At 74.1% G+C, this 8,145-nt stretch carries 4 protein-coding genes; 1 reads left to right on the plus strand and 3 read right to left on the minus strand.

From position 1 onward, the window contains the following. Window positions 1–40: 40 nt before the first annotated feature. Window positions 41–3,658, minus strand: coding sequence for a transcription-repair coupling factor (gene mfd, locus AA75_RS31725; protein ID WP_033823777.1), 3,618 nt, complete (start codon window positions 3,656–3,658; stop codon window positions 41–43). Between the two features lie 622 nt (window positions 3,659–4,280). Between mfd and AA75_RS31730 the strand changes: the two genes are divergently transcribed. After that, complete coding sequence (locus AA75_RS31730; RefSeq protein WP_033823778.1) at window positions 4,281–5,597, plus strand: nucleotide sugar dehydrogenase; 1,317 nt, start codon at window positions 4,281–4,283, stop codon at window positions 5,595–5,597. Between the two features lie 186 nt (window positions 5,598–5,783). Here the strand turns inward: AA75_RS31730 and AA75_RS31735 are convergent, their stop codons facing one another. Both AA75_RS31735 and AA75_RS31740 read right to left on the minus strand, forming a co-directional pair. Further along, entirely contained in the window at window positions 5,784–6,938 is a 1,155-nt protein-coding gene (locus AA75_RS31735) for a hypothetical protein (protein ID WP_033823779.1), read from the minus strand. A 175-nt stretch (window positions 6,939–7,113) separates the two neighbouring features. After that, window positions 7,114–8,145 (minus strand): SUKH-4 family immunity protein (locus tag AA75_RS31740; RefSeq protein ID WP_233289284.1); only part of this gene is annotated, 1,032 nt, incomplete at its 5' end.

Raw genomic sequence — 8,145 nt, forward strand, 5'->3', positions numbered from 1 at the left:
GCACACCGTACCGCCACCACCAGCCCCGCGCGGACGTCCGCTACTTCTTCGCCCCCGCCAGGTCGTCGAACATGGTGGTGAGGAACTCCCGGCTCCAGGCCAGCAGTTCCCGCCCGACCAGCGGCTTGCCGCCGATCCGGCCGCCGCTGCTCGGCCGCGGCACCAGCAGCTGGGCGGCGGCCGCCTTGACCTGGCTGCGCGGGTAGAGCCGGTTCAGCCGCAGCTGCTGGGACTCGCGCAGGTCGACCGGGCCGAACCGGACGAAGTTGCCCTGCAGCGTGATGTCGCCGATCCCGCAGCGCCGGGCGTACAGCCGCAGCGCGGCCACCAGCAGCAGGTTCTCCACCTGCTCGGGCAGCTTGCCGTACCGGTCGGTGAGCTCCTCGCGGACCTGGACGATGTCGTCCTCGGAGTTGACCGCGGCGATCGAGCGGTACGCCTGCAGGCGCAGCCGCTCGCCGGGGGCGTAGTCGTGCGGCACGTGGGCGTCGACCGGCAGCTCGATCTTCACCTCCAGCGGCTCCTCCTCCGGCTCGGCGCCACCGCTCGCCAGCGAGTCCCGGAACTCGGCCACCGCCTCGCCGACCATCCGCATGTAGAGGTCGAAGCCGACGCCGGCGATGTGCCCGGACTGCTCGCCGCCGAGCAGGTTGCCCGCGCCGCGGATCTCGAGGTCCTTCATCGCCACGTACATGCCCGCGCCCATCTCGGTGTGCTGGGCGATGGTGGCGAGCCGCTCGTGCGCGGTCTCGGTGAGCGGCTTCTCCGGCGGGTACAGCATGTAGGCGTAGCCGCGCTCGCGGCCGCGGCCGACCCGGCCGCGCAGCTGGTGCAGCTGGGACAGGCCGAAGGTGTCGCCGCGCTCCACGATCAGGGTGTTGGCGTTGGAGATGTCGATGCCGGACTCCACGATGGTGGTGGAGACCAGCACGTCGAACTCCTTCTCCCAGAAGTCGACGACGACCTTCTCCAGCTGGGTCTCGCCCATCTGCCCGTGCGCGGTGGCGACCCGCGCCTCGGGCACCAGGTCCTTCAGCCGGGCCGCCGCCTTGTCGATCGACTCCACCCGGTTGTGGATGTAGAAGACCTGGCCCTCGCGCAGCAGTTCACGCCGGATCGCGGCCGAGATCTGCTTCTCGTCGTACGGGCCGACGAAGGTCAGCACCGGGTGCCGCTCCTCCGGCGGGGTGGTGATGGTGGACATCTCCCGGATGCCGGTGACCGCCATCTCCAGGGTGCGCGGGATCGGGGTCGCCGACATGGTCAGCACGTCGACGTTGGCCCGCAGCTTCTTCAGCTGCTCCTTGTGCTCGACGCCGAAGCGCTGCTCCTCGTCGACGATGACCAGGCCGAGGTCCTTGAAGCGGGTCTCCGAGGAGAACAGCCGGTGGGTGCCGATCACCACGTCCACCGAGCCCTCGAACAGGCCCTCCAGCACCGCCTTCGCCTCCGCGTCGGTCTGGAAGCGGCTCAGCGCCTTCACCACCACCGGGAAGTTGGCGTACCGCTCGGCGAAGGTGGAGAAGTGCTGCTGCACCAGCAGCGTGGTCGGCACCAGCACGGCGACCTGCTTGCCGTCCTGGACGGCCTTGAAGGCCGCCCGGACCGCGATCTCGGTCTTGCCGTAGCCGACGTCGCCGCAGATCAGCCGGTCCATCGGGACCGACTTCTCCATGTCGGCCTTCACCTCGGCGATGGTGGTCAGCTGGTCGGGGGTCTCCGCGTACGGGAAGGCGTCCTCCAGCTCACGCTGCCAGGGGGTGTCCGGGCCGAAGGTGTGGCCGGGGGCCGCCATCCGGGCCGAGTACAGCTTGATCAGGTCGGCGGCGATCTCCTTGACCGCCTTCTTGGCCCGCTGCTTGGTCTTGGCCCAGTCCGCGCCGCCGAGCCGGTGCAGGGTCGGGGCCTCGCCGCCGACGTACTTGGTGACCTGGTCGAGCTGGTCGGTCGGCACGAACAGCCGGTCGCCGGGGTGGCCGCGCTTGGCGGGCGCGTACTCCAGCACCAGGTACTCGCGGGTGGCGCCCTGCACGGTGCGCTGCACCATCTCGACGTACCGGCCGACGCCGTGCGCCTCGTGCACCACGTAGTCGCCGGCGGCCAGCGCCAGCGGGTCGATGGCGTTGCGGCGCCGGGACGGCATCCGGCGCATGTCCTTGGTGGAGGAGCGCTGGCCGGACAGGTCGGTCTCGGTGATGACGGTCAGCTTCAGCGTCTCGTCGACGAAGCCGTGCTCGATCGAGCCGCAGGAGACGTACACGACGTCCCGGGTGGGCGCCTCGGCGAGGTCGGCGACCAGCCGGGCCGCGATGCCCTCGTTGCCGAGCACCTCCGCCAGCCGGGACGCCGGGCCGTGGCCCTCCGTCACCATGACGACCCGCCAGTCGGCGGCCAGCCGTTCCTTGGCGTCGGCGATGGCGCGGGCGGTGTCGCCGCGGTACGCCTCGACGGCGTGCATGCCGAGGGTGAGCGTGCCCGGGTCGAACTCCAGGATCCCGTCCAGTCCGGCGTCGCTGGTGGCGAACGGGCTGACCGACCACCAGGGCAGGCCGATCGCGGCGGCGTGCTCGCGCACGTCGGCCAGCGACCACAGCGAGGCGGCCGACACGTCGATCTGCTCGATGTCGATCGGCCGGTCCGCGCCGGCCGCCGCCGCCACCCAGGACGCCTGCAGGAACTCCTGGCTGGTCGCCACCAGGTCGGCGGCCCGGGTGCGGACCCGCTCGGGGTCGCAGACCACCGCGATCGAGCCCTGCGGCAGGACGTCGAGCAGCAGCTCCATGTCGTCCACCAGGACCGGTGCCAGCGACTCCATGCCCTCGACCGCGATCCCCTGGGCGATCCGGTCCAGGATCTCGGCCAGCTCCGGGTGGTCCGCGGCCAGCGCGGCGGCCCGCGCCCGCACCTGCTCGGTGAGCAGCAGCTCCCGGCAGGGCGGGGCCCACAGACCGTGTTCGGCGATCTCCAGCGACCGCTGGTCGGCGACCTTGAAGTACCGGATCTCCTCGACGTCGTCGCCCCAGAACTCCACCCGCAGCGGGTGCTCCTCGGTCGGCGGGAAGACGTCCAGGATGCCGCCGCGGACCGCGAACTCACCGCGCTTCTCGACCAGTTCGACCCGGGCGTAGGCGGCCGCCGCGAGCCCGCGGGCGACCTCCTCCAGGTCGTGCCGCTCGCCGCGCCGCAGCGCCACCGGCTCCAGCTCGGCCAGCCCCTTGACCTGCGGCTGCAGCACCGAGCGGACCGGCGCCACGACCACCTGGACGGGCCCGGCCGCCGGGTCGTCGGCCCGCGGGTGGACGATCCGGCGCAGCACCGCCAGCCGCCGGCCGACCGTGTCCGAGCGGGGTGAGAGCCGCTCGTGCGGCAGCGTCTCCCAGGCCGGGAACTCCGCCACCGCGTCGGCCGGCAGCAGTGAACGCAGGCTCGCCGCCAGGTCCTCCGCCTCCCGCCCGGTCGCGGTCACGGCCAGCACCGGCCGGCCGCGCTCCCCCGCGCGCCCGGCCAGCGAGCGCGCCAGCGCGGCGATGGCGAACGGCCGGGCGGCGGGCGGTCCGACCAGGTCGAGGTGGTGCCGGCGGCCGCCGGCGGCCGCCTCGACCGCCTCGGCGAGGGCGGCGTCCCGTACGACGACATCGAGCAGTCCGGACAGGCTCATGAAGTCTCTTCTTCGCTCCGTGGCTGGAGTGCCCCGAGGCCGGAGAGCCCGGCCGGGCAACGCGAACAGCCCGGCACGCGGTGCGCCCCGGGGGTGTCCAGCCTACGCCGCGGCACCCCGCTCCACCCGACGCGAGGCCGCGGCCCGGGCGGCCTCGTGCCGGAGGCCCGGCGGGGTGGGCGCGGGTGAACGTGGTGGACCGCAGGCCCGGTGGGTGGGCCACCAGAGATCATGAAGTCGACACACTCCTGTCACTACCCGTCCATGGTGGCCGCGCAGGATGGTTCACGTGCCCGCCGCACCCAACCGTGGGGGATGGCTGCAGCGGTGCCGTTCGTACTCCGATGGGGGTCGGGGTACGAGGCCGGGCGGCCCTGGGTGGGGGCGCCCGTGCCCCAACGCCGGGACCTCGGCGCCCTTTCCTGGAGGGCGCCGAGGGTCTCGGCCCGCTGCGTTCCGGCCCCGGTCCGGCATGCCCGGAAGCGTCCCGTCCGCCCGCTCCGCCCGCGTTTCCCCGAAGCCGCCCGCGCCGCCCCCGCGCTCCGTACCCTCGTGTGAAGGCGGTGTGGGGCAGCCCTGAACACGGTGTGGGCGTCACCGCGACGGAGGGGGTACTTCAGTCATGCGCGTGGTCATCGCAGGCCAGGGTTACGTCGGGCTGCCGCTGGCGGTCCGGGCCGCCGAAGTGGGGCACGACGTGATCGGCTACGACGTGGACGAGCGCCGGATCAAGCGGCTCGCGGTCGGCGAATCGTACGTCGAGGACATTCCGGCCGAGCGGCTGCGGCCGCTGCTGGACAGCGGGGCCTACCTGCCCACCGCGGAGGAGGGCGACGTGGCGGGCTTCGACATCGCCGTGATCACCGTCCCCACGCCGCTGCGGGACGGGGTGCCCGACCTCTCGTACATCGAGTCCTCGGCCCGGCTGCTCGCCTCCCACCTGCGGCCGGGCGCCACCGTGGTGCTGGAGTCCACCACGTACCCGGGCACCACCGAGGAGCTCCTCGCGCCGCTGCTGGAGGAGGGTTCCGGGCTGCGCGCCGGCGAGGACTTCCACGTCGGCTACAGCCCCGAGCGGATCGACCCGGGCAACCCGACCTGGAAGCTGGAGAACACCCCGAAGGTGGTCTCCGGCATCACGGCGGCCGCGCTCGCCGCCGTCGACGGCTTCTACGGCGAGCTGGTCGAGCGGACCGTCCCGGTCTCCTCCTGCAAGGAGGCCGAGCTCACCAAGCTGCTGGAGAACACCTTCCGGCACGTCAACATCGCCCTGGTCAACGAGCTGGCGATGTTCGCGCACGACCTCGGCATCGACGTCTGGGAGGCCATCGACGCCGCCTCCACCAAGCCGTTCGGCTTCCTGCGGTTCACCCCCGGTCCGGGCGTCGGCGGCCACTGCCTGCCGATCGACCCCTCGTACCTGTCCTGGCGGGTGGAGCGCGCCCTCGGCCAGTCCTTCCGCTTCGTCGAGCTGGCCAACGACGTCAACAGCCACATGCCCGACTACGTGGTGCGGCGGCTGGCGGAGGCGCTCAACCAGCGCCGGCGCGCGGTCAACGGCTCGCGGGTGCTGGTGCTGGGGCTCGCGTACAAGAAGAACACCGGTGACGCGCGGGAGACCCCGGCCGCCCGGGTGGTGGAACTGCTCACCAGGGCGGGCGCCGACGTACGGGCCGCAGACCCGCACGTGGTGGCGGGCGTGCACGTCGCCGAGCCGGAGATCCCCGGGCCGCGCAGCGGCGGCCACGACAGCCACGACGGCGGGCCGCTGGCCGGCGTCCGCCGGGTCGAGGCCACCCCGGAGGAGCTCGCGGCCGCCGACGCGGTCGTGCTGCTGGCCGACCACGACGACTTCGACTACGACGCGGTCCTCGCCCACTCCCGCTACGTCCTGGACTGCCGCCGCCGCCTCACCGGCCCGTCGGTCGAGGTCCTGTGACCCGGACAGCGGTTCCCCGAACCTGAAGGGGCACCGCGTTCAAGGGGCGCGGGAACTGCGCGAAACGGCAGGAAGTCAGCCGTCAGACGGCAGCATTGCTTCCGCCCTCGCGCAGTTCCGCCACCGGCCTCCGGCCGGGGCCCCGCGCCCCTGGGGGTGCACCCATCCGGGGCCCCGGGCCCGGGTTCAGCCGCGGCGGACCGCTCGGCCGGTGTCGTAGTCGGAGCCGTCGTCGATGATGACGATCTTCGGGATGATCTTCGTCTCGGGCTCCGGCTTGGCCTCCGGGGCCTCGGCCGGGGCGGGCTCCAGCGGTGCCTTGCGGGCCCACGGCGGCGTCTCCGCGGCGGGCAGCGCGTCGGGGGCCGGAACGGCCGGCCGGGCGTCCACGGGCGCAGCGGCCGCCGGGGTGGGCGGGGCGTCGGCCGGCGGGGCCGGCTCCAGGGCGGCCTGCGGTTCGGCCGCGCCGACCGCCGCACCGGTCAGCGCCGCCAGGTGCGCCTTGATGTGGTCGAGGTGCTGCTGCACCACGTCGAGGCGCTCGGTGAACTCGCGCTGCTCGCGCTCGCTGGCGGTCTGGATCCGCTCGGCCTTCTCCCGGGCCGCGGCCAGGATCCGGTCCGACTCGGCCTGGGCGTCGCCCTCGATGCCGCGGATCTCGGCGAGCACCGTCTCCCGGTGCTGCTCGGCCTCCTTGAGCCGGCGCTCCGCGGTGCCGGAGATCTTGGCGTCCTCGCGGTCCGCCTCGGCCTCGGCCGCCGTGAACATCTCGTCGGCCCGGCGCCGCAGTTCGGCCAGCTTGCCCTCGGCGCGCTCGCCCGCCTCCGCGGCCTCGACCCGGATCCGGGCGGCGTCGCCGGTCCCGGCGTCGCGGATGGCGCGGGCGTCGCGGTCGGCCTCCGCGCGGAGCCGTTCGGCCTCGGCCCGGGTGCGTTCGGCGGTGCGGCGGGCCGTCTCGTCGGCGTCCCGCCGGGTCGAGTCGGCGAACTCGTGGGCGGCCCGGTCGGCGTCCTGGCCGGCCTCGTGGGCGGCGTCCCTGGCGTCCTCGGCGGCCCGCTCGGCGGCCGTGCGGACGGCGAGGGACTCCGCGTCGGCGATCGCCATCAGGGCGGCCGCCTGCTCGCTGAGCAGCCCGTAGTCGGGCTCCGGGGCGGCCTCGGCGGCCTGCACCACCTCGACCAGCCGGTTCTCCATCTCGCGCAGGCCCGCACCGAGGACGCTGAGCCGCTCCCAGGCCCGGTCGCGGTCGGCGCTCAGCGCCTCCAGCGTCCGGTCGACCTGCTCGGGTGCGTAGCCCCGCCGGGCAACGGTGAAGCCGGACGGGGAGATGGCATCGCTCATCGGCTCTTCCCTTCGTGCTCGCGGGCCGCGCAGCCCTCAGTGTGTGATCGTCGAGGACATACTGCCGATCCTCTTGACCTATTTTGCGCAGATACGCTGGAAAGCCCAAGAAAACGCCCGAAGGGGCCGCACCACCGGGCGGCCCGGCCCCGACGGGTCCGGCGGACCGCCGCGGCTACATCAGGCCGTCCCAGAACTGCTCGACCAGCACCGCCCACCAGCTCTCCGGCGTGTAGAGCGCCGCCGGGTCGAGGGCGGTCAACTCGCCCTGCAGATCGGTGGTCCAGCGGCCGGCCTGCTCGGGCGTCAGACCGTGCCGCAGCCGCCACATCCGGCCGAGCGCCGCCAGGCTGCGGACGAACTCCGGCACCCCGCTGTTGACGAACCGGGGCGCCTCGGAGGGGTTCTCCAGGTCGACGGCGACCACGGCCGCGGTGCCGTACTGCACGCACAGCTGACGTCCGTAGTCGTTGCCCAGGACCAGGTAGCCGCCGAAGTCCGGACCGGCCGCCAGGCCGCGTTCGGCGGCCAGCTCGGCCAGCGTCGGGATCGGCCGGCCCTCCTGCGCCTGGGCCCAGAAGAACGGAGGGAACTCCCGCGGCAGCCCCGCCCACATCAGCGTCGCCGAGACCGGCTCGGGTACGCCCTGCCGGGAGACCGCGCGCTGCTCGAAGCGGAACACCCCCGGGCCGAAGGCCTGCGCCAGTTCGCCCGCGAGCTGCTGCGGCGCCAGCGGCGGCTGCTGCGGGATGACGCCGGGCGCCGGCAGCGGCACCCGGACCGGGCGCGGCCGCTGCGGGGCGGCGGCGAGCTGGTGCAGCTGGTCCAGGTGGTCGTTGAGCTGCGCCATCCCGGCCTGCCGGCCGCGCAGGTCGCGGCCGTACGGGACGGTGTGGCTGATCCGCACGTTGGGCCAGGACGCCTTGACCATCCGGGCGCAGTAACCGCCGGGCAGGTCGCACAGTTCCAGGTCGGTGTGGAGTTCGAGCACCTGGTCCGGCGGGACGTTCAGCCGGCGCAGCTCCAGCATCGCCTTCCACTCCGGGTGCGGGGTGCCGGGCTCGCTGCGGTGCAGCAGGGTCTGCTCGGAGCCGTCCGGGCCGCGGTAGCTGACCACCGCCTGGGTGCCCGGGCCGATCGCGGGCACGCCCGGCGCGGCCGGGGCGGCGGGCGGCTGCGGGCCGCCCTGGGGGACGGCCGGCGGCGC

This window comes from Kitasatospora sp. MBT63 (genome assembly GCF_000710465.2).
Taxonomy (GTDB): domain Bacteria; phylum Actinomycetota; class Actinomycetes; order Streptomycetales; family Streptomycetaceae; genus Kitasatospora.